At 69.5% G+C, this 25,625-nt stretch carries 22 protein-coding genes and 3 pseudogenes; 15 read left to right on the forward strand and 10 right to left on the reverse strand.

Features of this window, described 5'->3' with window-relative positions:
• Positions 1 to 5: 5 nt before the first annotated feature.
• The 7 genes from K344_RS20770 to K344_RS23950 all read left to right on the forward strand — a co-directional run bounded on the left by K344_RS20770 (position 6) and on the right by K344_RS23950 (position 8,300).
• The gene (locus K344_RS20770; protein ID WP_051362018.1) at positions 6 to 818 is read left to right on the forward strand and encodes an SDR family oxidoreductase; all 813 of its coding nucleotides are present in this window, start codon (positions 6 to 8) and stop codon (positions 816 to 818) included.
• Positions 819 to 969: 151 nt separating this feature from the next.
• The gene (locus K344_RS0108000) at positions 970 to 1,815 is read left to right on the forward strand and encodes an NAD(P)-dependent oxidoreductase (RefSeq protein ID WP_051362019.1); all 846 of its coding nucleotides are present in this window, start codon (positions 970 to 972) and stop codon (positions 1,813 to 1,815) included.
• On the forward strand, positions 1,812 to 3,737 hold the full coding sequence (locus K344_RS20775; protein ID WP_043114042.1) for a pyrroloquinoline quinone-dependent dehydrogenase: 1,926 nt from the start codon (positions 1,812 to 1,814) through the stop codon (positions 3,735 to 3,737). Before K344_RS0108000 ends, K344_RS20775 begins: the two co-directional genes overlap by 4 nt.
• Before the next feature lie 251 nt (positions 3,738 to 3,988).
• Positions 3,989 to 5,734, forward strand: coding sequence for an FAD-dependent oxidoreductase (locus tag K344_RS0108010; protein WP_028080234.1), 1,746 nt, complete (start codon positions 3,989 to 3,991; stop codon positions 5,732 to 5,734).
• A gap of 2 nt (positions 5,735 to 5,736) precedes the next feature.
• Positions 5,737 to 6,402, forward strand: a complete 666-nt coding sequence (locus K344_RS22940; RefSeq protein ID WP_028080235.1) for a TetR/AcrR family transcriptional regulator — start codon at positions 5,737 to 5,739, stop codon at positions 6,400 to 6,402.
• A 93-nt stretch (positions 6,403 to 6,495) separates the two neighbouring features.
• Entirely contained in the window at positions 6,496 to 7,542 is a 1,047-nt protein-coding gene (locus tag K344_RS20785; RefSeq protein ID WP_051362020.1) for an AraC family transcriptional regulator, read from the forward strand.
• Between the two features lie 155 nt (positions 7,543 to 7,697).
• Positions 7,698 to 8,300 carry an SDR family NAD(P)-dependent oxidoreductase gene (locus K344_RS23950; RefSeq protein ID WP_157622827.1) on the forward strand — a complete coding sequence of 201 codons (603 nt, stop codon included), beginning with the start codon at positions 7,698 to 7,700 and terminating at the stop codon, positions 8,298 to 8,300.
• On the opposite strand, the pseudogene K344_RS23460 reads toward K344_RS23950, so the two are convergent.
• Positions 8,279 to 8,526 (reverse strand): annotated as a pseudogene (locus K344_RS23460) (IS3 family transposase); the annotation flags it as partial. The gene K344_RS23950 and the pseudogene K344_RS23460 overlap by 22 nt on opposite strands.
• Before the next feature lie 35 nt (positions 8,527 to 8,561).
• Positions 8,562 to 8,868 (reverse strand): annotated as a pseudogene (locus K344_RS23465) (transposase); the annotation flags it as partial.
• A 225-nt stretch (positions 8,869 to 9,093) separates the two neighbouring features.
• On the opposite strand from K344_RS23465, the gene K344_RS0108040 reads away from it, so the two are divergent.
• The 3 genes from K344_RS0108040 to K344_RS23955 all read left to right on the forward strand — a co-directional run bounded on the left by K344_RS0108040 (position 9,094) and on the right by K344_RS23955 (position 13,529).
• A complete protein-coding gene (locus tag K344_RS0108040; RefSeq protein WP_028080237.1) occupies positions 9,094 to 10,194 on the forward strand; it encodes an amidohydrolase family protein in 1,101 nt (366 codons plus the stop codon).
• Positions 10,195 to 10,471: 277 nt separating this feature from the next.
• Entirely contained in the window at positions 10,472 to 13,075 is a 2,604-nt protein-coding gene (locus tag K344_RS0108045) for a CaiB/BaiF CoA transferase family protein (RefSeq protein ID WP_051362021.1), read from the forward strand.
• 289 nt (positions 13,076 to 13,364) lie between these two features.
• Positions 13,365 to 13,529: a hypothetical protein gene (locus tag K344_RS23955; RefSeq protein ID WP_157622828.1), complete on the forward strand. Its 165-nt coding sequence runs from the start codon at positions 13,365 to 13,367 to the stop codon at positions 13,527 to 13,529.
• On the opposite strand, the gene K344_RS20795 is transcribed toward K344_RS23955, so the two are convergent.
• The 4 genes from K344_RS20795 to K344_RS0108075 are packed head-to-tail and all read right to left on the reverse strand — an operon-like array spanning position 13,490 to position 19,563.
• Positions 13,490 to 14,677 (reverse strand): hybrid sensor histidine kinase/response regulator, encoded by a 1,188-nt coding sequence (locus K344_RS20795; RefSeq protein ID WP_084197159.1) that lies wholly within the window; start codon positions 14,675 to 14,677, stop codon positions 13,490 to 13,492. The two genes, K344_RS23955 and K344_RS20795, sit on opposite strands and share 40 nt — an antisense overlap.
• Positions 14,667 to 15,266 carry a chemotaxis protein CheB gene (locus K344_RS0108065; protein WP_028080239.1) on the reverse strand — a complete coding sequence of 200 codons (600 nt, stop codon included), beginning with the start codon at positions 15,264 to 15,266 and terminating at the stop codon, positions 14,667 to 14,669. Before K344_RS0108065 ends, K344_RS20795 begins: the two co-directional genes overlap by 11 nt.
• A complete protein-coding gene (locus tag K344_RS0108070; RefSeq protein ID WP_028080240.1) occupies positions 15,263 to 16,138 on the reverse strand; it encodes a CheR family methyltransferase in 876 nt (291 codons plus the stop codon). The genes K344_RS0108065 and K344_RS0108070 overlap by 4 nt, the downstream gene beginning before the upstream one ends.
• Entirely contained in the window at positions 16,123 to 19,563 is a 3,441-nt protein-coding gene (locus tag K344_RS0108075) for a response regulator (RefSeq protein ID WP_028080241.1), read from the reverse strand. The genes K344_RS0108070 and K344_RS0108075 overlap by 16 nt, the downstream gene beginning before the upstream one ends.
• 194 nt (positions 19,564 to 19,757) lie before the next feature.
• Between K344_RS0108075 and K344_RS0108080 the strand changes: the two genes are divergently transcribed.
• Positions 19,758 to 20,591 (forward strand): NAD-dependent protein deacetylase, encoded by an 834-nt coding sequence (locus K344_RS0108080; protein ID WP_028080242.1) that lies wholly within the window; start codon positions 19,758 to 19,760, stop codon positions 20,589 to 20,591.
• Here the strand turns inward: K344_RS0108080 and K344_RS0108085 are convergent, their stop codons facing one another.
• Together K344_RS0108085 and K344_RS24795 are read right to left on the reverse strand one after the other, a co-directional pair.
• Complete coding sequence (locus tag K344_RS0108085) at positions 20,592 to 20,837, reverse strand: hypothetical protein (RefSeq protein ID WP_028080243.1); 246 nt, start codon at positions 20,835 to 20,837, stop codon at positions 20,592 to 20,594.
• Between the two features lie 51 nt (positions 20,838 to 20,888).
• Entirely contained in the window at positions 20,889 to 21,023 is a 135-nt protein-coding gene (locus K344_RS24795; RefSeq protein ID WP_281169446.1) for a hypothetical protein, read from the reverse strand.
• A 344-nt stretch (positions 21,024 to 21,367) separates the two neighbouring features.
• Between K344_RS24795 and K344_RS0108095 the strand changes: the two genes are divergently transcribed.
• Genes K344_RS0108095 through K344_RS0108105 form a run of 3 tightly spaced genes read left to right on the forward strand, consistent with a single transcriptional unit; the run spans position 21,368 to position 24,063 of the window.
• Positions 21,368 to 21,814, forward strand: coding sequence for a Zn-ribbon domain-containing OB-fold protein (locus tag K344_RS0108095; protein ID WP_051362022.1), 447 nt, complete (start codon positions 21,368 to 21,370; stop codon positions 21,812 to 21,814).
• Between the two features lie 19 nt (positions 21,815 to 21,833).
• Complete coding sequence (locus tag K344_RS0108100) at positions 21,834 to 23,009, forward strand: thiolase C-terminal domain-containing protein (RefSeq protein ID WP_028080245.1); 1,176 nt, start codon at positions 21,834 to 21,836, stop codon at positions 23,007 to 23,009.
• A gap of 16 nt (positions 23,010 to 23,025) precedes the next feature.
• The gene (locus tag K344_RS0108105; RefSeq protein WP_028080246.1) at positions 23,026 to 24,063 is read left to right on the forward strand and encodes an alpha/beta hydrolase; all 1,038 of its coding nucleotides are present in this window, start codon (positions 23,026 to 23,028) and stop codon (positions 24,061 to 24,063) included.
• Positions 24,064 to 24,104: 41 nt separating this feature from the next.
• Here the strand turns inward: K344_RS0108105 and K344_RS0108110 are convergent, their stop codons facing one another.
• Together K344_RS0108110 and K344_RS24985 are read right to left on the reverse strand one after the other, a co-directional pair.
• A complete protein-coding gene (locus K344_RS0108110; RefSeq protein ID WP_028080247.1) occupies positions 24,105 to 24,374 on the reverse strand; it encodes a PepSY domain-containing protein in 270 nt (89 codons plus the stop codon).
• Positions 24,375 to 24,471: 97 nt separating this feature from the next.
• Positions 24,472 to 24,782, reverse strand: a pseudogene (locus K344_RS24985) (type II toxin-antitoxin system RelE/ParE family toxin).
• On the opposite strand from K344_RS24985, the gene K344_RS24640 reads away from it, so the two are divergent.
• Positions 24,693 to 25,448 carry a hypothetical protein gene (locus K344_RS24640; protein ID WP_245586154.1) on the forward strand — a complete coding sequence of 252 codons (756 nt, stop codon included), beginning with the start codon at positions 24,693 to 24,695 and terminating at the stop codon, positions 25,446 to 25,448. The pseudogene K344_RS24985 and the gene K344_RS24640 overlap by 90 nt on opposite strands.
• Positions 25,449 to 25,625: the final 177 nt, after the last annotated feature.

Consider the following 25,625-nt stretch of genomic DNA (forward strand, 5'->3'; position numbering starts at 1 on the left):
CGAGCATGCAGACGGGCATCAACTGGCGCGTCAAGGATCAGGTCATCGTCATCACCGGCGCTTCGAAGGGCATCGGCCTGGCGACTGCGCAGGTGCTGGCGGCGCGCGGTGCGCGGGTCGCGCTGCTGGCGCGCAACCGGGACGCCTTGAACGACGCGGTCGCGGCGATCGGCGGCGAGCGCGCGCTGGGCATCGCCGCCGACGTCAGCGACCGCACCGCGCTCGCGGCGGCCTTCGACCAGGTCGTCGCCCAGTGGGGCCGCATCGACGGCCTCGTCAACAACGTCGGCTTCCCGTTCGCACGGCGCATCGAGGACGTGCCGGAAGACGAGGCGCGACGCATCTTCGATCTGAATTTCTTCAGCACCCTGTTCGCCTGCCAGCTGGCGATTCCGCAGCTGCGCAAGACCGGCGGCGGACGCATCGTCAATCTGTCGTCGGCCAGCGTGCGGCACGAGAACGAGTTCGCGCACATGGCGATGTACTCGTCAGCCAAGGCCGCCGTCGATCACTTCACCGCCGAGCTGCGCAGCGAAGTGAAGGGCGACGGCATCATGGTCACGCTGTTCAGCCCCGGCGCAGTGGCGACCGGCAGCATCGCCAACTTCGATCCGGCCGTGCTGCCCGGCGCGATGGCGGCCTGGCTGGAGAAAGGCCCGAAGTTCGACGGCGCCGCGCAGCCGGAGGCGATCGGCGAAGCGATCGCCGCCTGCTTCGAGCTGCCGCCCGGCGTCGCCGTCGAGTTCATGGAAGTGCGGCCGAACATGCCGATGCCGAAGCTGCTGGAGAACGAGTGGGAAGGCGAAACCAAGCAATAAAAGGGATTCCCTCTCCCCTCGTGAGGGGAGAGGGTTAGGGTGAGGGGTGCCGATCGGGTGACGCTCGACGCAAAAGCGCCCCTCATCCCAACCCTCTCCCCATCGCGATGCGATGGGAAGAGGGAGTAAAGACAGGGAAGGGGAGAGACACGTGGCAATCGGATTCATCGGCCTCGGCAATATCGGCAAGCCGATGGCGAAGCATCAGCTGAAGCTCGGCGAGCCGCTGCTCGTGCACGATGTCGCGCAGGCACCGCTAGACGAACTCGCAGCCCTTGGTGCGACGCCGGCATCGCCGCGCGTGCTCGCGGCGCAGTGCCGCATCGTCGGCCTCTGCGTGCGCGACGACAAGGATGTCGAAGGCCTGCTGTATGGCCCCGACGGTTTGCTGGAGCAGCTGCCGGCGGATGCCATCGTCGCCGTGCACAGCACCGTCACCCAGGCCGCACTGCTGCGCTGGGCGGCCGATGCGCAGGCGCGCGGGCTGCACATTGTCGATGCGCCGATCACCGGCGGCGCCAGCGGCGCCGAGGCCGGCACCCTGTGCGCGATGGTCGGCGGCGACGCGGCGCTGGTCGAACGGCTGCGGCCGGTGCTGTCGTGCTGGTCGAGCAGGATCGTCGAAGCGGGCGCGCCCGGCTGCGGCATCGCCCTGAAGCTCTGCAACAACCTGATGACCTACGCCGCCTTCGCGGCGATCGACGAGGGCGTGCGCCTGGCGCAGGCCGGCGGTCTCGACGCCGCACTGCTGATCGAGGTCGGCCGCGCCAACGGCGTGGTCACGCCGCAGATGGAAGCCTTTCTGAGCCACCGGCAGAAGCTCGCGCCGCAGGGCGTCGAGTTCATGCGCAAGGCCTTCGGGCCGTTCGCCGCGCTCGGCCGGAAGGATCTCGATGCGGCGCTGCGCAGCGCCGATGCGCTCGGCGTCGAGCTGCCGATGACGCACGCGCTGCGCGAGCGCATCGCCCGCGTGTTTCTCGGCGAGGCGGCGCCATGAGGCGCGTGTTCGCCGTGCTCGCGCTGGCCGGCGTCGCCGCGGTCGCGCACGCCGACGACGGCGCGCAGTGGCGCGAGATCGGCAACACGCCGGGCGCCCAGCGCTATTCGCCGCTGACGCAGATCGACAAGGGCAACGTCGCGCGCCTGCGGCCGAAGTGGACCTATCACCACGGCGATTTCTCGAAGGGCGACGCCACGCACGGCGCGACCGCCTTCGAAGCGACGCCGCTGATGATCGACGGCACGCTGTACTTCTGCACGCCGTACAACCGCATCGTCGCGCTCGACGCCGAGACCGGCGGCGAGCGCTGGACGCACGATCCGAAGGTCTGGCTCAAGGGCGTCTATGCGCCGGTCTGCCGTGGTGTCGCCTACTGGGTCGACGCGCAGGCCGACGCCAAGGCGGCCTGCGCACAGCGCATCTTCGAGACCACGCTCGACGCGCGCCTGATCGCCGTCGACGCGAAAACCGGCAGGCCCTGCAGCGCGTTCGGCCGGAACGGCGCCGTCAACCTGCTGGCCGGGCTCGGCACGGTGCGCGAAGCCGAGTACTACCCGACCTCGGCACCGCTGCCGATCGATGACCTGATCGTCACCGGCGCCTTCGTCAAGGACGGCCAGCGCACCGACGCGCCGGGCGGCGGCCTGCGCGCCTGGGATGCGCGCACGGGCGCGCTGCGCTGGGTCTGGGATTCGGTGCCGCCGGACCTGCATGCGGTGACGGCAGATGAAATCGCCAAGGGCGCGACGCTGACGCCGGGCACGCCGAACGTCTGGGCGCTGATGTCGGCCGATCCCGAGCGGCACCTGATCTTCGCGCCGACCGGCAGCGCCGCGCCCGATCATTACGGCGGCAGCGAGCGCCGCGATCTCGATCACTACGGCGAGTCGGTGGTCGCGCTCGATTCGCGCAGCGGCAAGCCGGTGTGGCATTTCCAGACCGTGCATCACGATCTCTGGGACTACGACGTCGCCGCGCAGCCGGTCGCGTACAGCACGCAGGTCGGCCAGCCGGCGCTGATCGCGGCGACCAAGCTCGGCTTCGTGTTCCTGCTCGACCGCGAAACCGGCAAGCCCTTGTTCCCGGTCGAGGAGCGCGCCGTGCCGGCATCGACGCTGCCCGGCGAGCGCGCCTCGCCGACACAGCCGTTTCCGACCAGGCCGGCGCCGCTGCATCCGCTGAGCTTGAAGCGTGACGAGCTGTTCGGCCTGACGTTCTGGGACAAGGGCAAGTGCCAGGCCGCGTTCGACGCGCTCGACTACCGCGGCGCGTTCACGCCGCCGTCGCTGAAGGGCACGCTCGAATATCCGGGCCTCGGCGGCGGCATCAACTGGGGCTCGGTGTCGGTCGATCCGGTGAAGCGGCGCATGGTCGTCAACCTGCAGCGCGCGCCCTTCGTGCTGCGCGTGATTGCGCGCGCCGACTACCAGGGCGCGACCGGCGGCAGCGATCTGGTCGGCGTCAATCCGCAGGCCGGCACGCCCTACGTCGTGGTGCGCGAACCGTTCCTGTCGCCGTTGAAGACCCCTTGCGTGCCGCCGCCCTGGGGCGAACTCGTCGCGATCGATCTCGACAGCGGCGACATCGCCTGGCGGCGCGAACTCGGCACCCTGAACAGGATGGCGCCGTTCGGCGATCGCTTCAGAACCGGCACGCCGAACTCCGGCGGCTCGATGCAGACGGCGGGCGGGCTCGTGTTCATCGCCGCGACCATGGACCAGTACCTGCGCGCCTTCGATGCCGACGACGGCCGGGAACTCTGGCGCTACGAGCTGCCCTACGCCGGCCACGCGGTGCCGATCAGCTATCGCACCAGGGCCAGTGGTCCGCAGTACGTGGTCATCGCCGCCGGCGGTCACGGCGCGCTGGGTGACGCGGTCGGTGATGCGGTCGTCGCGTTCACGCTGGATGGGAAGTGAACCGTGAAGCGCGCAAAGAAGTTGACTCCCTCTCCCCTCAGCAGAGGGGAGAGGGCTGGGGGTGAGCAGGGCTTTCGAGCAGCACAGCTGCGAGCCTGCGAACGCCAGCCGGCATGCAGGCCGGCTGGCCGGAGAGGGCTATCAGATCGAGATGCGCGGCGAGCAGGCACCCCCTCACCCTCACCCTCTCCCCCATCGCATCGCGATGGGGGAGAGGGAATCTTCTTTTGGGAAATTTTGAGGTGGCAAGCATGACGCATGCGGCGCCGAACCAGCCCTTCGATCACGAAGTCGACGTCCTCGTCGTCGGCTCCGGTGCCGGCGCGATGACCGCCGCGCTGCGCGCCGCGCACGCCGGCGCGCGCGTGCTGATCGTCGAGAAGGCCGCGGTCTACGGCGGCACTTCGGCGACCTCGGGCGGCGGCCTGTGGATACCCGGCAATCACCTGATGGCCGGCTGCGGCATCGACGACAGCGAGGCCGACGCGCTGCACTACATGACGCAGCTGGTCGGCGACGACGCGCCGGCCGCCAACGTGCGCGCCTTCGTCACCCACGGCAAGCGCATGCTGCGCTGGCTCTGCGAGCACAGCCACGTCGCCTATCAGGCGATGGCCTGCTACGCCGACTACTACCAGCATCTCGCCGGTTCGCGCCCCGGCGCGCGCTCGATCGATCCGCTGCCCTACGACGCCCGCGCGCTCGGCGACGACTTCCGCGACATGCAGGCGCCGCACCGGCAGACGCGCGTGCTCGGCATGATCGGCTACAGCAACAGCGAAGGCGCGGTCCTGCTCAGCAAGTCGCCCGGCTGGTTCAAGCTGCTGCTCAAGCTGACGCTCGCCTACTTCCTCGATCTGCCCTGGCGTCTGCGCTCGACGCGCTCGCGGCGGCTGACCATGGGCAATGCGCTGATCGGCCGGCTGCGCCGTTCGCTGCTCGACCGCGGCGTGCCGATCCGGCTGAACACGCCGCTGCGGCGGCTGGTCGTCGACGAGGCCGGCGCCGTCGTCGGCGCCGAAGTGCAGCGCGAAGGAAAACCGCTGCGCATCCGCGCGCGGCGCGGCGTGATCGCCGGCAGCGGCGGCTTCGAGCATAACCAGCAGCTGCGCGAGCGCTACCTGCCGAAGCCGACGCAGGCGCGCTGGTCGGCGGCGAGCCCGTCGAACACCGGCGACCTGCTCGTCGAAGGCCAGCGCCTCGGCGCGGCGACACGCCTGCTCGACGAGGCCTGGTGGGGGCCGACGATGCACATCGCCGGCGAAGACCGCGCGCGCATGCTGTTCACCGAGCGCTCGATGCCGGGCGCGATCGTCGTCAACCGGCGCGGCGCGCGCTTCTTCAACGAATCGGTCGCCTACACGACGGCGGTGCAGGCGATGTACGCCGACGGCAATCTGCCGGCCTATCTGGTGTTCGACGCGCGCTACGCCCGCGCATACCCCTTCGGACCGCTGCTGCCCGGCGGCATGCATCTGAACTGGCTGCAGCCGCGGCACATCCGCCGCGCGCTGCTGACGACGGCGCCGAACCTGCGCGCGCTGGCCGCGAAGCTCGGCATCGACGCCGCCGGGCTCGAGGCGAGCGTCGCGCGCTTCAACGTGTTCGCCGCGAACGGCAAGGACGAGGACTACGGGCGCGGCGAGAATCCCTACGATCTGCTCTACGGCGACGTGCGCGTCCGGCCGAATCCCTGCCTCGCGCCGCTGGCCGAGGCGCCGTTCCACGCGCTGGAAATCCATCCGGGCGACATCGGCACCAAGGGCGGGCTGGCGACCGACGAGCACGGCCGGGTGCTGCGCGCGGACGGCGCGCCGATCGCCGGCTTCTACGCGGTCGGCAATCTCGCCGCCTCGGTGACCGGCCGCCATTACCCCGGCGCCGGCGCCACGCTCGGGCCGGCCATGACCTTCGGCTTCCTTGCCGCGGAGCACGCCTGCGCCGATCTGTTGGACAATGCGCGCCCCGAAACGCCCCCGAACCCGCCGACGAACTGACGATGCCCAGGCCGACCGCCGGCACGCGACCGCGTGCGCAGAAAAAGACCGCGAACAAGACCGCCGCCACGGCGCCCGGCCGGCAGGCGCAGAAGACCCGGCTGGCGCGCGAGAAGATCATCAGCGCCGTCATCGCGCTGATCAAGGAAGGCGGCTTCGCCAATGCCACGGCGAGCCGCATCGCCGAGCGCGCCGGCATGACCTGGGGCGCCGCGCAGCATCACTTCGGCGCCAAGGAAGACATCCTCGACGCGATCCTCGAAATCTCCCACCAGCGCTTCTCGGAGCGCATGGCGGACCCGATCCTGCGCAGCGGCGACATGGCGGCGCGCGTCGGCCGCTTCGTCGAGCTGATGTGGCGGCACTATCAGGACGACGTCTATCTCGTCGCGCTCGAAATCCTGCTGGCGATGCGCGGCTTCCAGCGCTCGGCGCCGAGCAGCGCCGAGGAGCGCCACATCCGCGCGCACCAGAAGCTGATGCGCGAGATCTTCAGCGACTCGAAGCTCGACGACGCGCAGCTGCGCGAGGCCATGACCTTCGTGCACTGCTTCCTGACCGGCCTGTCGATCGAGCACGTCTTCGAGCGCAAGGTGCGCCACGTCGAGCGCCATCTGCAGCGCATCAAGCTGGCGCTGCTCGGCATGCTGGGCGGGCTCCGGGCCTGAATCGCGGTCCCGGCCGACCCTCGTCCATTTGCAGCAGGCGAGGAGGCGAAGCGCGCGCCTAGGCTCGATGCGCGCTCTGTACCGGCTATCCGCATGTCAACGCCCGGCCTGATCGACCGCTACGCCCGCACGCTGATCCGCAACGCGGCGGCGCGCGGCTACGACGAGGCGCGCATCTGCGAGGCCATTCCCATCGCGCCGGCGCTGCTGCACGACGCGCGCGAGCGCATCGACGCGCCGACCTTCCTGCGCGTGTCGCGCAAGCTGAAGCTGCTGATGGCGGACGAGTTCTGCGGCTTCACCCGCTCGCCGTGCCCGCTCGGCTCCTTCGAGATGATGTGCGAGGGCACGGTCACCGGCGGCGTGCTCGGCGAGGCCCTGCGCCGCGCCTTCGCCTTCTACGCCAGCCAGACCGGCGACCTGCGTTTCGAGCTGCGGCTGCACGGCGAACTCGCGGCGATCGAGATGCACATCGCGCAGCCGCGCTACGACCCGCAGGGCTTCCTCAACGAGTGGTGGTTCATGCTGTGGGCGCATCTGTCCGGCTGGCTGATCGGCGAGGAGATTCCCGTCGTCGCCGCCGACTTCGCCCACCCGCGCGCCGGCCGGCCCGAGGAATACTCGGAAATGCTCGGCGGCCTCTGCCGTTTCTCGCAGGCGCAGCCGCGCCTGCTGCTGCCGGCCCGCTATCTGCAGCGGCCGGTCGTGCGCAGCCGCGCCGATCTCAACGGCTTCCTCTCGCCGCGCGACATCGACCGCTCGGCGCTGTACGGCGGACACCTGTCGTTCAAGTCGCAGCTGAAAGCGCGGCTGAAGGCGCAGCTCGAAACGCAGCAGCACCTGCCGTCGATCGAGGAGGCCGCCGGCGAACTGCATCTCAGCAGCCAGACGCTGCGTCGCCGCCTGCAGGCGGAGTGCAGCAGCTACCGTCTGGTCAAGGAAGAAGTGCGCCGCGAGCTGGCGCTGAAATGGCTCGGCGACGGCGAGCTGCCGATCGGCGAAGTCTCGCTGCGCGCCGGCTTCGCCGAGCCGAACGGCCTGACGCGCGCGCTGAGGGCCTGGGCCGGGCTGTCGCCCCTCGACGTGCGCCGCGGCGCCGAACCGGCGCTGCGCGCGCCGGAGCGCATGCGCCTGTCGTAGCGAAATCCGCGCGCCGTGCACGCCACGACGCCGCACGACGGACGCTGCGGCCGCCAGGCGCGATCGCTCGTCGCCTTCGGCCCCACGCGCCGCAGCGCTTCGGCATCGCGACGCGGCGGGCGTCAGCTCTGCCGAAGCCCGTCGCGTCCGATTCCTTGAACACCGGAATCGCCCTCCCGCGGCGTCAACATCACCAGCGGCAGGATGCGGCTCGTCGACTTCCGGGGACAACACCGGCACCATGCACCGCACCGAGGATTACCCGCTGGACAGTGGTCGCCTCATGCACCGTAAGACGCTGCACGGACAGGAGTCGGTGCCGGGTTGAATGGCTCCTTATTTTCCGCGAAGCGGCCGGCGGCAAGGCGCTGGCGCTGAACGCCAGCATCGCCGACCGCGCAGGTCACCGCCGCCGTCAAGCGCGGCGCCAAGCCTTCGGCCCGGTGACCATCGTCGTCAACAACGCCGGCCTCTCCAACTTCATTCCGTCCGAGGAACAGGCCGAGGCCGACTGGGAGAAGATGATGAACGTCAACGGCATCGGCGCCTTCATCGTCACCCAGGTCGTGTTGCCGGACATGAAGGCCGCCAATCGGGGCCGCGTCGTCAACATCTCCTCGTCGAGCGCGCCTGCGACTACGTCAGACATGGGCGTTATGTTTGACCGGGGTTCACTACAGCATCCGCAGGCTGCGGGAGCGAGTGAGCTCTGGACCGACCAGATTTTCGTAGCCACTCAAGAGCCGTTCAGCGCGTAGCGCCGTTCAAACTCTACGGGTGATAGATCGCCAGCGGAACCATGCCGCCGCACCGGGTTGTAAAAAACATCTCGATGTAATCGAACAGATCCGATGCGGCAGCTTGTCGCGTTGGATAAATCCGCCGCTTGATCCTCTCCTTCTTCAGCGCACTGAAAAAGCTCTCGGCGACCGCATTGTCGTGGCAGTTTCCTCGGCGGCTCATGCTCGGCACCATCCGGTGTGCGAGCGTGTCCGGACTTTTGTGTGGACGGCGATGGGTCAACGGATCGGCATCCGCTCCTCGAACTGGATAGCAAATCGGATTTGTGCAGCCTTCCAATCGCGGATCGGCATGGTCCATCGTTGGCGAATGTTTCGCAGGGCCAGGGAGAAGAGCTTGATCAGCGCTTCGTCGCGGGGAAAGATCCGCGGTTCTTGCTCGGCTTGCGCAAGCTCATGTTGACCGATTCGATCGCGTTGGTAGTGCAGATCACTTGCGAATCTCCGGCAGATAGTCAAAGAACGGCGTGATGCGCGACCAGTTCCGCCGCCAGCTCTGGCCGATCGGCGGATAGGCGCCATTCCACATGCCATGTCGCACAACCGGATTCCCCACGATCCTGAGAACTGGCGCACGCGGCGATCATGCGTTGAGGCGCCGGTCCGGCGCCGGTTCCTCCGCACTTGTCACTTTTTGCTATGGGGTTGCCTGCCGCGCCCTGCCTAGACTCGTCGCCGATGCCGGCGCGGTGCCGGACCGCTTTCATTTCAGCGAGCCGGCAACAGGCCGCGAGCAACGAGGAGACGCACGATGAGCGAACTGGCGACGGAGAAACTGGTTTCGGTGGACTCGCATGTCCACTTCAGCGACGACTGGGTGAAGGCGCGGCTGCGCAAGGAGCTGCACGCGGTCTGGGACGAGGCCAACAAGAAGGCCGAGGAGTACGCGGCCAAGGTGCTGCGCGGCGGCCAGAAGCAGCTGGAGCTGGAGGACTTCGTCGATCCGGACGCGGCCAGGGACCCGGGGCACTTCGAGCCGCACGGCAAGCTCAAGGCCATGGATCGCGACGGCGTGTTCGCGGAGGTGATCTTCCCGGAGCTGGCCGGCGCGAAGATCGCCAATCCGACGCTGATGGGCGACGACTGGAAGGAGGTGTTCCGCGGCTACAACGACGCGATGGCGGATTTCGCCGCCGTCGATCCGGTGCGCCTGATGACGGCCTACCAGCTGCCGCTGTACGACGTCGACTTCGCGGTCAAGGAAGTCGAGCGCCTGGCGCGCGACCGCAAGGCGCGCTGCGTGCAGATCACGCCATTCCCGTCGGACTTCGGCCTGCCGGATGTCTACGACGCGCGCTACGCGCCGCTGTGGTCGGCGATCCAGGACACCGGCCTGACCATCCTCAACCATCTCGACGTGCGCACGCAGCTGTGGGACGTGTTCCGCCGCGATCCGACGCCGCAGAAGGGCATCTTCACCGGCCTGGCCTGGGCGCCGCTGGCCGAGTCGATCTGCATGTGGATTCTCACCGGCACGCTGGAAAAGTATCCGAAGATGAAGGTGCTGTTCGTCGAGCCGGGCCTCGGCTGGCTGCCGTGGTTCTTCGAATCGCTGCTCGACCCGCGCATGCACCAGCACTACGAATTCCCCGGCGTGAAGCGGCCGCCGTCCGAAACCTTCCGTGCGCAGTGCGGCGCCACTTTCATGTACGAGCCGCGCGGCCTCGCCGACTGCTACCGCTACTTCGGCGCCGACTGCCTGTACTGGTCGACCGACTTCCCGCATCCGGCGACCTGCTGGCCGAACTCGCGCAAGCAGGTGGTCAGCCAGTTCAAGGAAGCCGGCATTCCGAAGGCGGACCGCGTGAAGATCACGTCGGGCAATGCGCTGAGGACGTTCGGGCTGGGGTGATTCCGCTTGACGCCCTCTCCCCGCTTGCGGGGAGAGGGTTGGGTGAGGGGCGCTTGCTGGCCGCATCGCTCGATTTCGTAACCCCTCACCCCAACCCTCCCCTTTCGGGGACCGAGGTCTCCCCTCGTTCGAGGGGAGAGGGAGTCGGGGCATGTAGGTCCGGCTGACGCGTCGATGACAGGCTCGTGCATGCCTCGTCCAAGTGAACGACGCTTTTGCGCAGGCGGCGGGTAAGCTCGGACCGTCTCAATCTTTCGGCAAATCGAAGGCGATCAAGATGGCTGCAACGAAAGCCGGTGTTCTCGCGAATCTGAGAGTGCTCGATCTGACGTCCGGCGTGGCCGGGCCGATGACGGCGATGCTGCTCGGTGACAATGGCGCCGACGTCATCAAGATCGAGCCGCCCGGCGGCGATCCGGCGCGCTTCGAGCCCGGCCCGCAGCAGCTCGGCTACACGGTCTGGCAGCGCGGCAAGAGGAGCGCCTTCCTCGATCTGGGCAAGGCCGAGGACAAGGACGTGCTGCTGGCGCTGGTGAAAACCGCCGACATCCTCGTCGAGTCCTACGCGCCCGGCGAAGCCGCGAAGCTCGGCCTCGATTACGCGACGCTGTCCGCGCTCAACCCGCGCCTGATCGTCTGCTCGATCACCGGCTACGGCCGCGACAATCCGCTGAGCGACCGCCCGGCGATCGACGCGCTGGTGCAGGCGCGCACCGGCCTGATGTTCGAGCAGCGCGGCTGGCCGGAAGGCGCGCTGAACCACATGAACGGCGAGCCCGACCCGTTCCCGGATCTGGAGATTCCGCAGGACTGGGTGCAGGGCGCGCCGCGTCCGGGCCCGCTGTTCGTCGCCTCGCAGTGGCCGAGCCTCGGCGCCTTCTTCAACGCCTCGCTCGGCATCGCCGCGGCGCTGCGCGCGCGCGAGATCACCGGCCGCGGACAGTGGGTCGAGACCTCGCTGCTGCAGGGCGCGCTGGCCGGCGCCGCCGGTGTCTGGCAGCGCGCCGAGAAGATCGACGCGCCCGGCTTCGACACCTGGATTCTCGGCAGCAAGTCGCCGAAGGGGCACTTCCAGGCCAAGGACGGGCACTGGCTGCACAACTGGGTGCCGAACCCGCGCTTCATCCTGCAGGCCGCGCAGGGCGACACGCTCAACGCCTCGCCGGACCTCACCGTGCAGAACGACCCGGACCGCTTCGGCACGGGCCCCGAAGAAATCCTGGTGATGTCGCACTACCAGCCGATCCTCGCCGAGGCCGTCGCCAAGTTTCCGGTCAAGGACTGGATCGAAGCCGCCGCGACCGCCGAGATGACGATGCAGCCGGTGCGCAGCATCGAGGAATCGCTCGCCGATCCGGCCTTCCTCGAAGACGGCTGCGTCACCGAGACGACGGACGCCACGCTCGGCACGATCCGCACCGTCGGCAATGCCTACAACATGAGCCTCACGCAAGGCCGGCCCGGCGCGCCGGCCGTCGCGCCGGGCGCCAACACCGATGAGGTGAAGGCGGAAGCGGCGAGGATCATCAAGGAAGCGAAGGCCGCTGCCCTCACCCCACCGTCTGCTGCGCAGACGGTCCCCCCCTCTCCCGCTGCGCGGGCGAGGGACGGTGGCCGGCCGCCTGCGGCGGCCGCACCTTTGGCGGGTATCGTTGTCCTCGACCTCGGCCTGGCGATCGCCGGTCCGTTCGGCACGCAGCTGCTCAGCGATCTCGGTGCGACCGTCATCAAGGTCAACGGCCTCTTCGATCTGTTCTGGCACCGCGTGCACATCGCCTACATGGCGAACCGCGGCAAGAAGTCGATCACCCTGAACCTGAAAGATCCGCGCGCGATGAAGATCCTGCTCGATCTGGTCAAGCAGGCCGACGTCGTGCAGCACAACATGCGCTACGACGCCGCCGAGCGCCTGAAGATCGATTACGAATCGCTGAAGCAGATCAACCCGAAGCTCATCTACTGCCACACGCGCGGCTTCGAGCGCGGCGCGCGCGCCGGCCTGCCGGGCAACGACCAGACCGGCGCCTGCCTGTCCGGCATCCAGTTCGAGGACGGCGGCATGGCGCGCGACGAGGGCGGCGTGAAGGGTCGTCCGCTGTGGAGCTTCACCAGCTTCGGCGATACCGGCAACGGCTTCCTCTCGGCGATCGCCATCTGCAACGCGATCTACCACCGCGACCGCACCGGCGAAGGCCAGTTCGTCGACACCTCGATCATCAACGCCGCGCTGCTCAACACCAGCTACGCGGTCGCCAGGCCGAACGGCGAAGGCTTCGCGCGGCCGCGCATCGGCGCGCTGCAGCTCGGCTACTCGGCGACGCATCGCCTGTACGAAGCGGCCGACGGCTGGATCTGCGTCGCCGCCACGCGCGGCCCGCAGCGCGCCGCGCTGCTGGAAACCTGCGGCATCGCCGCCGACGCGGCCGCCGACGACGCCGCGCTCGCCAAGACCATCGCCGCCCGGATCAAGGCGCAGACCGCGCAGGAGGCCTTCGCCGCGCTCGACAAGGCCGGCGTGCCGGTCGAGATCGTCGATGCGGAATTCTCGCGCAAGCTGCACGACGTGCCGGAATTCCAGAAGGCGAAGATGGTGGTCAGCTATCCGCATCCGGTGGTCGGCAAGCTCGACCAGATCGGCCTGCTGTTCTCGCTGTCCGACACGCCGGGCGTGATCCAGGGTCGCCCGCTGCTGGTCGGCGAGCACACCCAGGAAATCCTCGCCGGCATGGGCTACAGCGAGGAGCAGATCAAGACCATGGAAGAGCAGTTCGCGATCGGCTTCGTCGGCATGCCGCGCATGCCGCCGCGTCCGGCGACGACGCAGCCGCAGGCGCCGAAGCCGGGCATGGCGAGCATGCTGGAGAAGGAAGCCAAGCAGTAGCGCGACGATCGGGCGGGCCTCCTTGCCGCGACGGCAAGAGGCCGCGTCGCGCGCGCGACATGCGCGGCGCCGCGGCGGCACGGGCGCCGACGGCCCTTCGCTTCAGCCTTCGCCTTTTTCCGCGGCCGCCCGCCAATGCCGGTCCGGCGGTACGCTGAAGGCGATGCGCGTGCGCTATGCGGCAGGTAAAGCGCGTCGTAGCGGCCGGGCTGCGCCTCGGCGTCATGCCGCGCCAGCACGGCGTCGTCGGCGATTTCGTCGTCGCCCGGGCGCAGGGCCGCTTCATCAAGTGACGACGCCTGCGCCGCTCGGCAGCTTCCGGTTCTCCGACGTGGCGATGGACGCCGCCGGCGACTTCGCCGCGACCTGGAGCGCCGCCTGGATCGAGTATCCGTCCGGTCCGGACGGCATTCTCTATTCGCGCATCGACGCGCGGCTGTTCGGCGGCCCCTGAAACCGCTGCGTCTCGCGCGCCGCGTCCTCGTCCGCGGCCGCGCCGCGCGGCAGGCGCACCACGAAGCAGGTCTGCGCGCCGGCCGATTCCACCTCGACCTCGCCGCCGTGCGCGTCGACGATCTGCTTGACGATGTACAGGCCCAGGCCGAGTCCATCGCGGCGGCCCTCGTTCTGGCTGCGGCCGCGGAAGGGATCGAACAGCATCGGCAGCAGCTCCGGCGGAATGCGGCCGCCGTTGCGCACGCTGAATGTCGCCGCGCCGGGCGCGCGGCCGTCGAGATGGATTTCCACGGCGCCGGCCGCATCGCCGTGCTTGAGCGCGTTGCCGATCAGGTTCGAGGCGACCTGCGCGAGACGGTCGGCATCCCATTCGCCGCCGAGGTCGCCATCCTCGGTGATGGTGATGCGGCGCTGCGGATGCGCGGCGCGGTGCTCGTGCACGACGCGGCGCACCAGCACGCCGAGATCGGCCGCTTCGCGGCGGATGGCGATGCCGCCGGCGAGACGCGCGCGCACCACGTCGAGCAGGTCGTCGATCATGCGCGCCATGCGCTGCGAGCTGGAGATGATGCGCGAGGTGAGCGCGGCGACGCGCTCCGGCGTCGCCCCCTCGATCGCCGACGCCATCAGCATCACCGCCGACAGCGGATTGCGCAGATCGTGGCCGAGCACGGCCATGAACATCTCGGCCAGGTGCAGGGCCTCGGTGCGTTCGCGCAGCTCGTATGCGAGCTGCTGCTGCTGGCGGTACAGGCGGAAGAACACGTCCGCCTTGTTGCGCAGGATCACCGGGTTGATCGGCTTGTGCAGGAAGTCGACGCCGCCGCTCTCGTAGCCCTTGAACACGCGGCGCTCGTCGCGGCCGCCGGCGGTGATGAAGATGATCGGCACGTGCCGCGTGCGTTCGCTGCCGCGCATCAGCTCGGCGAGCTGGAAACCGTCCATCTCCGGCATCTGCACGTCGAGCAGGGCCAGCGCGATGTCGTGCGCGAGCAGCAGTTCCAGCGCCTCGACACCGGAACGCGCGGTGAGCAGTTCGACGTCGTCGCTGCGCAGCAGCGCCGCGAGCGCGAGCAGGTTGGCGTCGACGTCGTCGACCAGCAGGCATTTGATGCGCGTCGGCGGGGGCGGGTTTTCAAGCGGCATGGTCACGTTCCAGGGCGTGCAGCAGATCGCGAATCGCTTCGAGCGACATGACGAGGGCGGCGGCGGTGCGCTGCAGGGCGGCGGCCGGCATGGTCTCGGCCTGCGCGCCGCGCGGGTCCTGGACCACGGCCATGCCGCCGGCGCGATGCACGGCGGCGAGGCCGGCGGCGCCGTCGTCGTTGGCGCCGCTGAGGATGATGCCGAGCAGATGCGCGCCGTAGGCATCGGCGGCCGATTCGAACAGCACGTCGATCGAGGGGCGCGAGAAGTGCACCAGTTCGTCGGCCGACAGCGCGAGCTGCGGGCCGCGATCGACCAGCAAGTGATAGTCGGGCGGCGCGAAGTACACCGTGCCGGGCGCGACCGGCTCCTTGTCGTCGGCCTCGCGCACCGGCCGCGCGCAGCGCGGCGCGAAGATGTCGACCAGCAGGCTCGGCCGATCGCGCGGGATGTGCTGCACGATCAGCACCGGCGCGCGCAGCTGCGCCGGTAGCGCCGGCAGCAGCAGGCCGAGCGCCTCGATGCCGCCGGCCGAGGCGCCGATGACGACGGCGTCGATGCGCCGCTGCGCAAATGCAACGTCGTTCATGCGCCCTCCCGCTTGCGGAACACGCGATCCTCGCGCGCGACTTCCTCGAAGGCCTCGGCGTGCGCCGAGAAGCGCAGCGATTCGCGCGAGCCGATGCCGAGGAAGCCGCGCCGGCACAGCGCCTCGCGGAACAGGCCCAGGGCGCGGTCCTGAAGCTCGCGGTTGAAGTAGATCAGCACGTTGCGGCACGACACCAGCTGCACCTCGGCGAACACGCTGTCGGTGGCGAGGCTGTGGTCGCAGAACACGATGTGCTTCTTCAGCGAGCGGTCGAACAGGGCGCGACCGTAGGCCGCCGTGTAGTAATCGGACAGCGAGCCGGGGGCGCCGGACAGGCGATGGTTCTCGGTGAAACCCGGCACGCGGTCCATCTCGTAGACGCCGGCCTCGGCGCGCTGCAGCGCCTGCGGATTGATGTCGGTGGCGTAGATCAGCGTGCGTTCGAGCAGGCCTTCCTCGCGCAGCAGGATGGCGAGCGAATAGACCTCCTCGCCGCTGCTGCAGCCGGCGATCCACACCTTCAGCGACGGATAGGTCCGCAGATGCGGCACCACGCGCTCGCGCAGGGCGCGGAAGTAGGCGGGATCGCGGAACAGGTCGCTGACCTGCACGGTGAGGTAATCGAGCAGCGGCGGGAACAGCTCCGGCTGGTGCAGCAGGCGGTCCTGCAGCTGCGACAGCGTGCGGCAGGCGAAGCGTTCGAGCGCGGTGCGCAGGCGGCGGCGCAGGGAGGCGCCGGCGTAGGCGCGGAAGTCGTAGTGGTACTTCAGGTAGATCGCGTCGAGCAGCAGCTGCATCTCGATCTCGAAGACCGGATCGAGCGGCGGCTCGGGCGGCGTTTCCGCCGCGGCGCGGTTCACTTCGGCATCCATACGCGGATCAGCGACAGCAGCTGCTCGACGTCGAGCGGCTTGGCGATGTAATCGCTGGCGCCGGCGGACAGGCATTTCTCCTGATCGTCCTTCATCGCCTTGGCGGTCAGCGCGATGATCGGCAGGCGGCGGAAATGCGGGCGGCGGCGGATCTCGCGCATCGCCGTGTAGCCGTCCATCTCCGGCATCATGATGTCCATCAGCACCAGATCGATCGCCTCCTGCGGATTCGCCTGGCTGCGGTCGAGCGCCTCGACCGCCTCGCGGCCGTTGCGCGCGATCTCCACCTTCACGCCCTTGGGTTCGAGCAGGCTCGACAGCGCGAAGACGTTGCGCACGTCGTCCTCGACGATCAGCACGCGGCGGCCGTCGAGCGCGGTGTCACGGTCGCGCACCGCCTTGAGCATGCGCTGGCGCTCCGGCGGCAGCCGGGCCTCGACCTGGTGGATGAACAGCGTCACCTCGTCGAGCAGGCGTTCCGGCGAGCGCGCGTCCTTGATGATGATGGACTTCGAATAGCGGCGCAGGCGCTGCTCTTCCTCGTGCGTCAGCGAACGCCCGGTGTAGACGATGACCGGCGGGAAGGCGACGCCGTCCTGCTGCGACATGCGCTCCAGCAGCTCGTAGCCGCTGAAGTCGGGCAGCGAGAGGTCCATCACCATGCAGTCGAAGGTGGTCGCGCGCAGGGCCTGCAGGGCGTCGGCGCCGTTGGCGACGGAGACGATCTCGATGTCGCCGCCGCCGAGCAGGCGCTCGATGCTGTCGCGCTGCCGCGCGTCGTCCTCGACCACCAGCACGCGATGCAGGGTCTGCGCGAGGCGCTCTTCCAGCTTGCGGAAGGCGTCGATCAGCTCCTCGCGCTTGACCGGCTTCAGCGCGTAGCCGACGGCGCCGCGCTCGAGCGCCTCCTGCGCGTAGTCGGCCACCGAGACCACGTGCACCGGGATGTGCCGGGTCTGCGCGTTGCGCTTGAGCTGGTCGAGCACGCCGAGGCCGGAGTAGTCGGGCAGGTTCATGTCGAGCACGATGGCGCTCGGCCGCCAGTGCTGCGCCGCCGCCAGGCCATCGCCGGCGCTGTGCGTGACCACGGCCTGGAAGCCGAGCTCGTGCGCGAGATCGCGCAGGATCGCCGCGAAACGCAGATCGTCCTCGACGATCAGCACGAGGCGCGCATCCGGATTCAGCCGCGCGCGGTCGTCGTCGACGGCAGCCGTCGGCGGCGGCGGCGCGATGGGCAGCGACGGCGTCTCGGCTTCGGTGCGCGGCGCCGGCGCGGCGGCTTCCGGCGGCGCGCCGCCGGCCTGCGCCGGGTAGCGCAGCGGCAGCGTCAGCGTGAAGGTGCTGCCGGCGCCCGGCGCGCTGCGCACGCCGATGTCGCCGCCGAGCAGGCGCGCCAGATCGCGCGAGATCGACAGGCCGAGCCCGGTGCCGCCGTACTTGCGGTGCGTGCTGCCGTCGGCCTGGCGGAAGGCCTCGAAGATCAGGCCTTGCTGGCTCGCGGCGATGCCGATGCCGGTATCGTGCACGGCGAACGACAGGCCGTCCGGCGCCGCCTGCACGCGCAGCCCGACCTCGCCGTGCGCGGTGAACTTCACCGCGTTCGACAGCAGGTTGCGCAGGATCTGCGTGACGCGCTGCATGTCGGTTTCGAAGGCCGCCGGCACGTCGTCGTCGATCCTGATGGAGAGCAGCAGGCCCTTCTGCTCGGCGATCGGCGCGAAGATCGCGCGCAGATCGTCGGTCAGGCGCGCGACGCTCACCGTCTCCGGACTCAGTTCGACCTTGCCGGACTCGATCTTGGCGAGATCGAGGATGTCGTTGATCAGGGCCAACAGATCGTTGCCCGCCGAGAAGATGGTGCGCGCAAACTGCACCTGCTGCTCGGACAGATTGCCGTCCTTGTTGTCGGCGAGCAGCTTGGCGAGGATCAGCGTCGAGTTGAGCGGCGTGCGCAGCTCGTGGCTCATGTTGGCGAGGAACTCGCTCTTGTACTGGTTGGCGCGTTCGAGGTCGGCGGCCTTGTCGAGCAGCAGGGCCTGCGCCTTCGCCAGATCGTCGCGCTGCGTCTCCAGCACGTGGGTCTGCGATTCGAGCTGCGCATTGCTCTGTTCGAGCTCCGTCTGCTGCGCTTCGAGACGCGCCTGCGATTCCTTGAGGACGCGACCCTGTTCCTCCAGCTCCTCGTTGCTGACGCGCAGCTCCTCCTGCTGCGCCTGCAGCTCCTCGGCCTGGCGCTGCGTTTCCTCGAGCAGTTCCTCGAGGCGCGTGCGGTCGCGCGCCGCGCGCACGGCGACGCCGAGCGTCTCCGACACGCGGTCGAGCAGTTCGCGATCGCTGGCGTCGGTACGGCGGAAAAAACCGAGTTCGATGACCGCCTGCACCTGCTCGTCGACGATCGCCGGCGCGATCAGCAGTTCGCCCGGCCGGCCCTGTCCCAATGCCGAATGCACGGCGAGATAGCCGGCCGGCACCTCGCGCACCTGCAGCGTGCGCCGCTCGCGCGCCACCTCGCCGAGCAGGCCATCGCCGGGGCGCAGCGTGCCGCCGGGCGCGTCGGGCGCCAGCGCATAGCCGGCGACGCGCTGAAAGTGCGTGCGGCCCTCGGCGACGTAGACAGCGCCGACGCGCGCGCCGAGATAGTCGGCGAGGAACGCCAGCAGATTGGCGCCGAGCACCTCGAGCCGCTGTTCGCCCTGCAGCCGCGCCGCCAGCGCCAGCTGCCCGCTGCGCAGCCAGGTCTGCGTCTGCCGCGCGCGGTAGTCGCGCACGGTCATCGCCGCGCCGGCCAGGATCAGGGTCAGCAGCAGGCCCGCGCTGCCCCAGGTGAACAGCACCGAGAAGCGCGCGGCATCCTGCCACGCCTGCTGGCGCTCGCGCAGCGCGGCGCGCTCGTCCGCGTCGATGGTGGCGACCAGCGTGCGGATGCGCGCCATCAGCGCGCGGCCGCGGTCGCTGCGCACGGTGGCGGTGGCGAGGGCGCTGTCGCCGTCGCGCTTCTGCGCGACGGTCTGGCCGAGCTCGTCCATCTTCTGGCCGATCAGCGATTCGAGCGTGTCGAGCTGCCGCATCCGCTCGGCATCGCCGCGGACGGTGGCGCGCAAGGCCGACAGCGCCGACGGCAGCGTGGCCTGCGCGGCGATGTACGGTTCGGCGTACTGCTCGTCTCCGGTCAGCAGGAAACCGCGCTGGCCGGTCTCGGCATCCTTGACGACGGACAGCACGTCCTGCAGCTGCTGCAGCAGCTGCAGGGTGTGCTGCACGCGCGCCGAGGTTTCGTCGCGCTCGCGCAGCGACCGGTACGAAACGGCGGTGATGAGGCAGACGACGAGGATGGCCGCCGCGAAGCCGATCAGCACCGGCGGCGCCATCGGCAGGCGCGAACGGGTGTCGTGAACCGAGACGGGGTCGGCTGGCGGTTTCGGCATGCGGCGTCCTTGCTTGGGTTTTTCCCCGGCACCGCGCCGCGGCACCGCCATCGGGCATTCCGCCGCATGGCAGCGCGCATCTCCTGCGCCGTACAAGAGCCCATCGCTCGATGAGCCCGGGGAGCGAGCGATCATAGCGGAGCCCTTGCCCTGTCGCGCAAGCCACTGCCGGCCTGCTCCGGCATACTCGCGGCATGAGCGACATCGCCCTGCGCGACTTCATCGACCGGCATCCGCGCCTGTTCGTCCTGAGCGGCGCCGGCGTCAGCACCGACTCCGGCATTCCCGACTATCGCGATGCCGACGGCGCCTGGAAACGCGCTCCGCCGGTGACCTATCAGGCCTTCATGGGCGAGCCCGCGACCCGGCAGCGCTACTGGGCGCGCAGTGTCGTCGGCTGGCGCCTGTTCGGACGCTCGCAGCCGAACAGCGCGCACCGCGCGCTGGCGGCGCTGGAGAGCCGCGGCGGCGTCGAGCTGCTGCTGACGCAGAACGTCGACCGCCTGCACCAGCAGGCGGGCAGTGAACGGGTCGTCGATCTGCACGGCCGGCTCGATCTCGTGCGCTGCATGTCCTGCGGGCGGCGCTGGCCGCGCGCGGAGTTCCAGCAGCTCCTGCTGCAGCGCAATCCGGCGTGGGCGACCCTCGACGCCGGCATCGCGCCGGACGGCGACGCCGATCTCGAGCACGCCGATTTCTCTTCCTTCGCGGTGCCGCCGTGCCCGGCCTGTGGCGGCCTGCTGAAGCCGGACGTGGTGTTCTTCGGCGAGAGCGTGCCGCGCGAGCGTGTCGACGCGGCGATGGCCGCGCTGCGGGCGGCCGACGCGATGCTCGTCGTCGGGTCCTCGCTGATGGTGTGGTCCGGCTACCGCTTCGCGCAGGCGGCGGCCCGGGCCGGCAAGCCGCTCGCCGCGGTCAATCTCGGCCGCACGCGCGCCGACGATCTGCTGCAGCTGAAAGTCGCGCAGCCGGCGGCCGAGGCGCTGGCCTTCCTGCTCGCCGGCGAAGCGGCCGCAATCGCCGGCTGATCAGTCGACGATGGCTTCGTCGACGCGCGTGCTCTGCGTGTCGATCTGCAGGCCGGCGTGCTTGCGGCGCACGGCGGCGATCGCTTCCTCGACGCTGGCGCCGGCCTGCGCGACGTCGAAGCCGACCAGCTCGGCGGTCAGCGCTTCACCGGCGGTGTTCTGGCGCAGATCGCGGCGCCAGAAATCGAAGTAGTCCTTCTCGCGGCCTTTATGAATCACGCGAATGTAGTAACGGGCCTTGGCCATGGATCATTCTCCAGCGGAACGGCGAGTGGGAGCGGGCTGCGACGGCACAGCTCACTGCAAAGTCCCGCCCTCCGGCGGCGTGCCGACCGAGCGCGCAGCGGCCTTGCGCTGCTCCTTCTCGTCCTTCTTCTTTTTCTTGGCCAGCTCGCGCTGGCGTTTCTCGAATCCGTAATTGGTCTTGGCCATCGTTGTCGCTCCGATGCGGTGGAGGGCGCCGCTGCACGCAACGGCGAAAGGCGCCGGCGAGCTGCCGGCCTGCGCAGGTCCGGGATCGAAGGCGCGAGGCGCGAGCGGTCGGGGAGGCCGGCGGACGATCTCCGCTGGCGGCGTGGACTCACGCCGAAGGCTGGGGAAGGGCGGCGAGGATACGCTGCCGGGGTCGACAAGTCGAACGGCGACGAGGCGTCATCCTTTGTATCACCCGTTTGTATCAGGCCGCACCGGCGTTGCGCCGGCTATCGTCGATCCAGCATCGTCGCCCGCGTCACGTGCGGCGACCCGAAATCCAGATCCCAGGTTCAGGACACACGATGAGCACTCCGACCGACAGCGCGCCGGCGGCACCCGCCGCGCCCAAGCCCACACGCATTCCGCCGATCGTCACGCTCGACGCGAAGTTCTTCTGGGACGCGGCCGATCAGGAGCAGTTCGTCGGCCAGAAGTGCGGCGACTGCGGGCTGTTCACCTTCCCGCCGCGGCCGATGTGTCCGCAGTGCTTCAGCCTGAACCGGCAGATCGTGCCGCTGTCGGGTCGCGGCACCGTGCATGGCTGGACGATTCCGCGCCATCCGGCGCCGTTCGGCTTCAAGGAGGCGCCGATCGTCGCGGTGATCCAGCTCGAGGAAGGCATCCGCTTCGTCTCCAACGTCGTCGACTGCGCGCACGACGAAATCCGCCCGGACATGCCGGTCGTGGTGACGTTCGAGGCGACCATGAACAACCACAAGGTCCCCGTCTTCAAGCCGGCCGGAAAATAAGAAGAACGAGAACGCAGACATGGCAAGAAAATTCACGGAAGCGGCGATCGCCGGCATCGGCCAGACCGAGTTCTCCAAGGCCTCGGGCCGCAGCGAGCTGCAGCTCGCCGCCGAGTGCGCGCTGGCGGCCTGCCGCGACGCCGGGGTCAACCCGCACGACATCGACGGCATGATCACCTTCACCATCGACAACAGCGACGAGATCAATCTCGCGCGCTGCCTCGGCGTGAAGGATCTGGCGTACACCACGCGCATCCCGGGCGGCGGCGCGGCGGCGGCGGCGACGATCTACCAGGCGATGGCCGCGGTCAACGCCGGCCTGTGCAACAACGTGCTGATCTGGCGCGCGATGAACGAACGCAGCCAGTACCGCTTCGGCCAGAATCCGCAGGGCCAGCAGATGCAGTACCAGTCGGGCAACGGTACCGGCTCGCTGCTGTGGTGCGTGCCCTACGGCGCGATGACGCCGGCGAGCTGGGGCGCGCTGCAGGCGGCGCGCTACATGCAGAAGTACGGCGTGACGAACCGCGATCTCGGCTACATCAGCGTGCAGCAGCGCGCCTACGCGGCGAACAATCCGGCGGCGTGGTTCTACGGCAAGCCGATCACGCTCGAGGATCATCAGAGCTCGAAGTGGATCCAGGAGCCCTGGCTGCGCCTGCTCGACTGCTGCCAGGAGAGCGACGGCGGCGTGGCGATCCTCGTCACCAGCCTCGACCGTGCGCGCGATCTGCAGCAGAAGCCAGTGCACATCCTCGGCGCCACGCAGTCGATTCCGTACAACGTGGAAGTGATCTCCAATTACTACCACGACGATCTCACGGTGATGCCGGAGGCGCAGGGCGTCGCCAAACGCCTGTGGGCGATGACCGGCCTGGCGCCCTCCGACATGCAGATGGCGGCGATCTACGACGCCTTCACCCCGCACGTGCTGCTGCAGCTCGAAGCCTTCGGCTTCTGCAAGCCGGGCGAGGGCAAGGATTTCGTCAAATCCGGCGGCATGGCGCTCGACGGACCGCTGCCGACCAACACCAACGGCGGCCTCAGCGGCGAGGCCTACATCCACGGCATGAACAGCATGATCGAGGGCGTGCGGCAGATTCGCGGCACCTCGCACAACCAGGTGACGAAGAAGACCGTCGAGCACGTGCTCGTCTCGTCGGGCATGGCCGGCGCCGTGCTCGCGCGCGCCTGAGGCCCGCGCGAAGCGCATGACGAGCGAGGCCGAAGGCGTGGCCGCGCCGCTGACGCTGCGGCTCGACGCCGGCGCGAGCCTGCCCGGCGAGCGCGCGCCGCGGATCGCCGTCGATCTGTTCGCGCCGCCGCCGGACGTGCCGCCGCGCGCGCTGCTGTGGTGTCTGCCGGGCGGCAACATGAATCGCCGCTACTTTGACTTGATCCCGCCCGCCAAGGCGGGCGGGGGCGATCTGCTGCCGCCGGCGGAAGGCGGCGGTCCGCCCGACACGAGCTTCAGCTTCGCGCGCGCGATGGCCGCGCAGGGCTTCGTCGTCGCCGCCGTCGATTACCTCGGCCTCGGCGACAGCAGCAAGCCGGACGACGGCTGGCTGTGCACGCCGGACACGCTGACCGCGATCCATCGCCACGTCCATGAAACGCTGATGGCGAAGCTGCGCGACGGCAGCGCGCATCCGCGGCTCGGCGCGCTGCCGGACCTCGCCAGCATCGGCGTCGGCCATTCGATGGGCGCAATGATGACGATCCTGCAGCAGCACGCGCATGCGCCGCACGCGGCCGTCGTGCTGCTCGGCTTCTCGACGCGTGGCCTGCCGGAGTACGCGCCGCCGCCGCTCAAGGACATCGGCGATCCGCTCGCCGCACGGCCGCTGCTGCTCGACATCGCCCGGAAGATGTACGGCGGCCAGGCCTATCCCGTGATTCACGCCGCGCGCGCCGGCAACAGCGAGCTGTTCGGCAGCAGCAAAGCCGAGCCGGCCGGCGTGGCCGCGCTCAAGGCCGCGACCGACTGCCTGCTGCCCATTCCCGCGACGCTGTCGATCGTGCCCGGCAACGTCGCGCCGGAAGCGGCGAGCATCGCGGTGCCGGTGTTTCTCGGCGTCGGCGCCCGCGACATGGTCGGCCCCGCGCATCAGGTGCCGGCGGCGTTCAGCGGTTCGTCCGACATCACGCTGCTCGTGCTGCCGGAGACCGGGCACAGTCATTTCCTGTTTCCGGCGCGCGCGCAGCTGTTCCGGCGCGTCGGCGCGTGGCAGGCGGCCCTGCGCGCCTGAAGGCGCCGCATCGCGGCGCCGGGCCGCGCGATTGGCCGCCGCTATTCGACCTTGGTGACGATGCCGTCCTTGATCGCGACCAGGCCGTCCATCTTCTTGCCGTTGCCGTCGCACTTGATGCGGATGTTGACGGAACCGTCGTCGGCGACCGACTTGCTGCTGGCGCCGCAGGTTTTCGGCAACTGCGCCAGGAATTTGTCGGCCTGCTTCATGTCGGCCGGATTGGCCTCGGCCGCCTGCGCCAGTCCCGCGGCCGCGCACAGCGCCGCCAGCAGCAGAAGACCGGCCGTCGCTTCGATATTGCGTCGCATGTGAATCCCTCCACGTGGGCGGCAGATCCGCCGTTCGTTGCGCGATTGTCCGGTGCCCAGCTGAAGTCGCGCTGTACGCGCGCCGTCCCGCGCGCGGTCAGCAGCTCGTCGCTGAACTCGCTGACGTCGAGCGCCGCCTTGCGGTTGTCTTCTTGCTGCGTGCGGACAGCAGCTTTGTCCGCAGCAGGCGCTCGCCGCGCATGACGTACAGGATGTAAATGCGATCGTCATCCCGACGATAGAAAATCCGGCAGGGCGCCTCGACGATTCGCCGGTAGCGCCAGCCCTTGAGTTCCTGCGGCTTCGATCCGCTCCGGGATGAGCCGCCAGCTGACCGACGTGCTGAAAAACGCGCCGCACCAGTTCTTTGGCGGCTTCCGGATTTTCCAGGGCGGTATAGTCGGCGATGGCGTCGAGATCACTCGGTGCCGGTTCGGTCCGGACTGGCACTCCCATGGCGACAAGCGCCGTATCGCGGCGACCCGAATCACCAGGCCCTGCACCGCGGTTCCTTCACCATCGCCTGTCCTCGACATCGAGGGCTCGGCGTGTACGGCGGGGCCTGCGTCGGCGCGGCATGCGAAAGGTCCGGGAAGCGGTTCGCGGCGACGGCGAACGCCGGCGCCGGCCGCAGGCAATGAGGATCTCCCGGCGGGGCGTGCGCCGCCGCGCGCCCCGAGTCGGACTCACCTCCCACAAGTGGACGGGGTCGGAAGGCGGCGGCTTCCTTACAGTTCACGCACCCACGTCGAGGAGAAGGACAGCATGGCGACGGCATTGAAGCCCGGTTCGCGCTTCAAGAGCGCGGTTTGCGAAACGCAGGTGATGGTCGTCAAGGCGCCGGCCGGCGAGCACGATCTGCGTTGCGGTGGCGCGCCGATGGTGGCGCCGACCGACAGCGCGGGCGGCGAACCGGATGCCGCCTTTGGCGGGCCGACGCTGATCGGCAAGCGCTATGTCAACGCCGACGAATCGCTTGAGCTGCTCTGCACCAAGGGCGGCAAGGGCGGCCTGAGCCTCGGCACGACGCCGCTCGAAGTGAAGCAGGCCAAGCAGCTGCCGTCGTCGGACTGAGCGTCCGCGTGGCGCGGGGCGGCGAGCGGCGAGCCTGCGGCGCCGACGCTTCTTGATCGTTTCCGCAATGCCGCTTGATCCGCCCTCATCCCGACCGGCGCCCCGCGCCGGGCAGCCGCGAGGTCGGGGAGAATGCAGGGCACCTGGAACGCCGACCCGCCAGCCGATCGCAACCGC

It is taken from the genome of Solimonas soli DSM 21787 (genome assembly GCF_000474945.1).
GTDB lineage: Bacteria > Pseudomonadota > Gammaproteobacteria > Nevskiales > Nevskiaceae > Solimonas > Solimonas soli.

Bases quoted from the DNA above. Each gene is read 5' to 3' on its own strand.
- K344_RS20770 (WP_051362018.1), top strand. From the start codon at position 6: ATGCAGACGGGCATCAACTGGCGCGTCAAGGATCAGGTCATCGTCATC.
- K344_RS20775 (WP_043114042.1), top strand. From the start codon at position 1,812: ATGAGGCGCGTGTTCGCCGTGCTCGCGCTGGCCGGCGTCGCCGCGGTC.
- K344_RS0108010 (WP_028080234.1), top strand. From the start codon at position 3,989: ATGACGCATGCGGCGCCGAACCAGCCCTTCGATCACGAAGTCGACGTC.
- K344_RS22940 (WP_028080235.1), top strand. From the start codon at position 5,737: ATGCCCAGGCCGACCGCCGGCACGCGACCGCGTGCGCAGAAAAAGACC.
- K344_RS20785 (WP_051362020.1), top strand. From the start codon at position 6,496: ATGTCAACGCCCGGCCTGATCGACCGCTACGCCCGCACGCTGATCCGC.
- K344_RS0108040 (WP_028080237.1), top strand. From the start codon at position 9,094: ATGAGCGAACTGGCGACGGAGAAACTGGTTTCGGTGGACTCGCATGTC.
- K344_RS0108045 (WP_051362021.1), top strand. From the start codon at position 10,472: ATGGCTGCAACGAAAGCCGGTGTTCTCGCGAATCTGAGAGTGCTCGAT.
- K344_RS20795 (WP_084197159.1), bottom strand. From the start codon at position 14,677: ATGCCGCTTGAAAACCCGCCCCCGCCGACGCGCATCAAATGCCTGCTG.
- K344_RS0108065 (WP_028080239.1), bottom strand. From the start codon at position 15,266: ATGAACGACGTTGCATTTGCGCAGCGGCGCATCGACGCCGTCGTCATC.
- K344_RS0108070 (WP_028080240.1), bottom strand. From the start codon at position 16,138: ATGGATGCCGAAGTGAACCGCGCCGCGGCGGAAACGCCGCCCGAGCCG.
- K344_RS0108075 (WP_028080241.1), bottom strand. From the start codon at position 19,563: ATGCCGAAACCGCCAGCCGACCCCGTCTCGGTTCACGACACCCGTTCG.
- K344_RS0108080 (WP_028080242.1), top strand. From the start codon at position 19,758: ATGAGCGACATCGCCCTGCGCGACTTCATCGACCGGCATCCGCGCCTG.
- K344_RS0108085 (WP_028080243.1), bottom strand. From the start codon at position 20,837: ATGGCCAAGGCCCGTTACTACATTCGCGTGATTCATAAAGGCCGCGAG.
- K344_RS24795 (WP_281169446.1), bottom strand. From the start codon at position 21,023: ATGGCCAAGACCAATTACGGATTCGAGAAACGCCAGCGCGAGCTGGCC.
- K344_RS0108095 (WP_051362022.1), top strand. From the start codon at position 21,368: ATGAGCACTCCGACCGACAGCGCGCCGGCGGCACCCGCCGCGCCCAAG.
- K344_RS0108100 (WP_028080245.1), top strand. From the start codon at position 21,834: ATGGCAAGAAAATTCACGGAAGCGGCGATCGCCGGCATCGGCCAGACC.
- K344_RS0108105 (WP_028080246.1), top strand. From the start codon at position 23,026: ATGACGAGCGAGGCCGAAGGCGTGGCCGCGCCGCTGACGCTGCGGCTC.
- K344_RS0108110 (WP_028080247.1), bottom strand. From the start codon at position 24,374: ATGCGACGCAATATCGAAGCGACGGCCGGTCTTCTGCTGCTGGCGGCG.
- K344_RS24640 (WP_245586154.1), top strand. From the start codon at position 24,693: ATGAGCCGCCAGCTGACCGACGTGCTGAAAAACGCGCCGCACCAGTTC.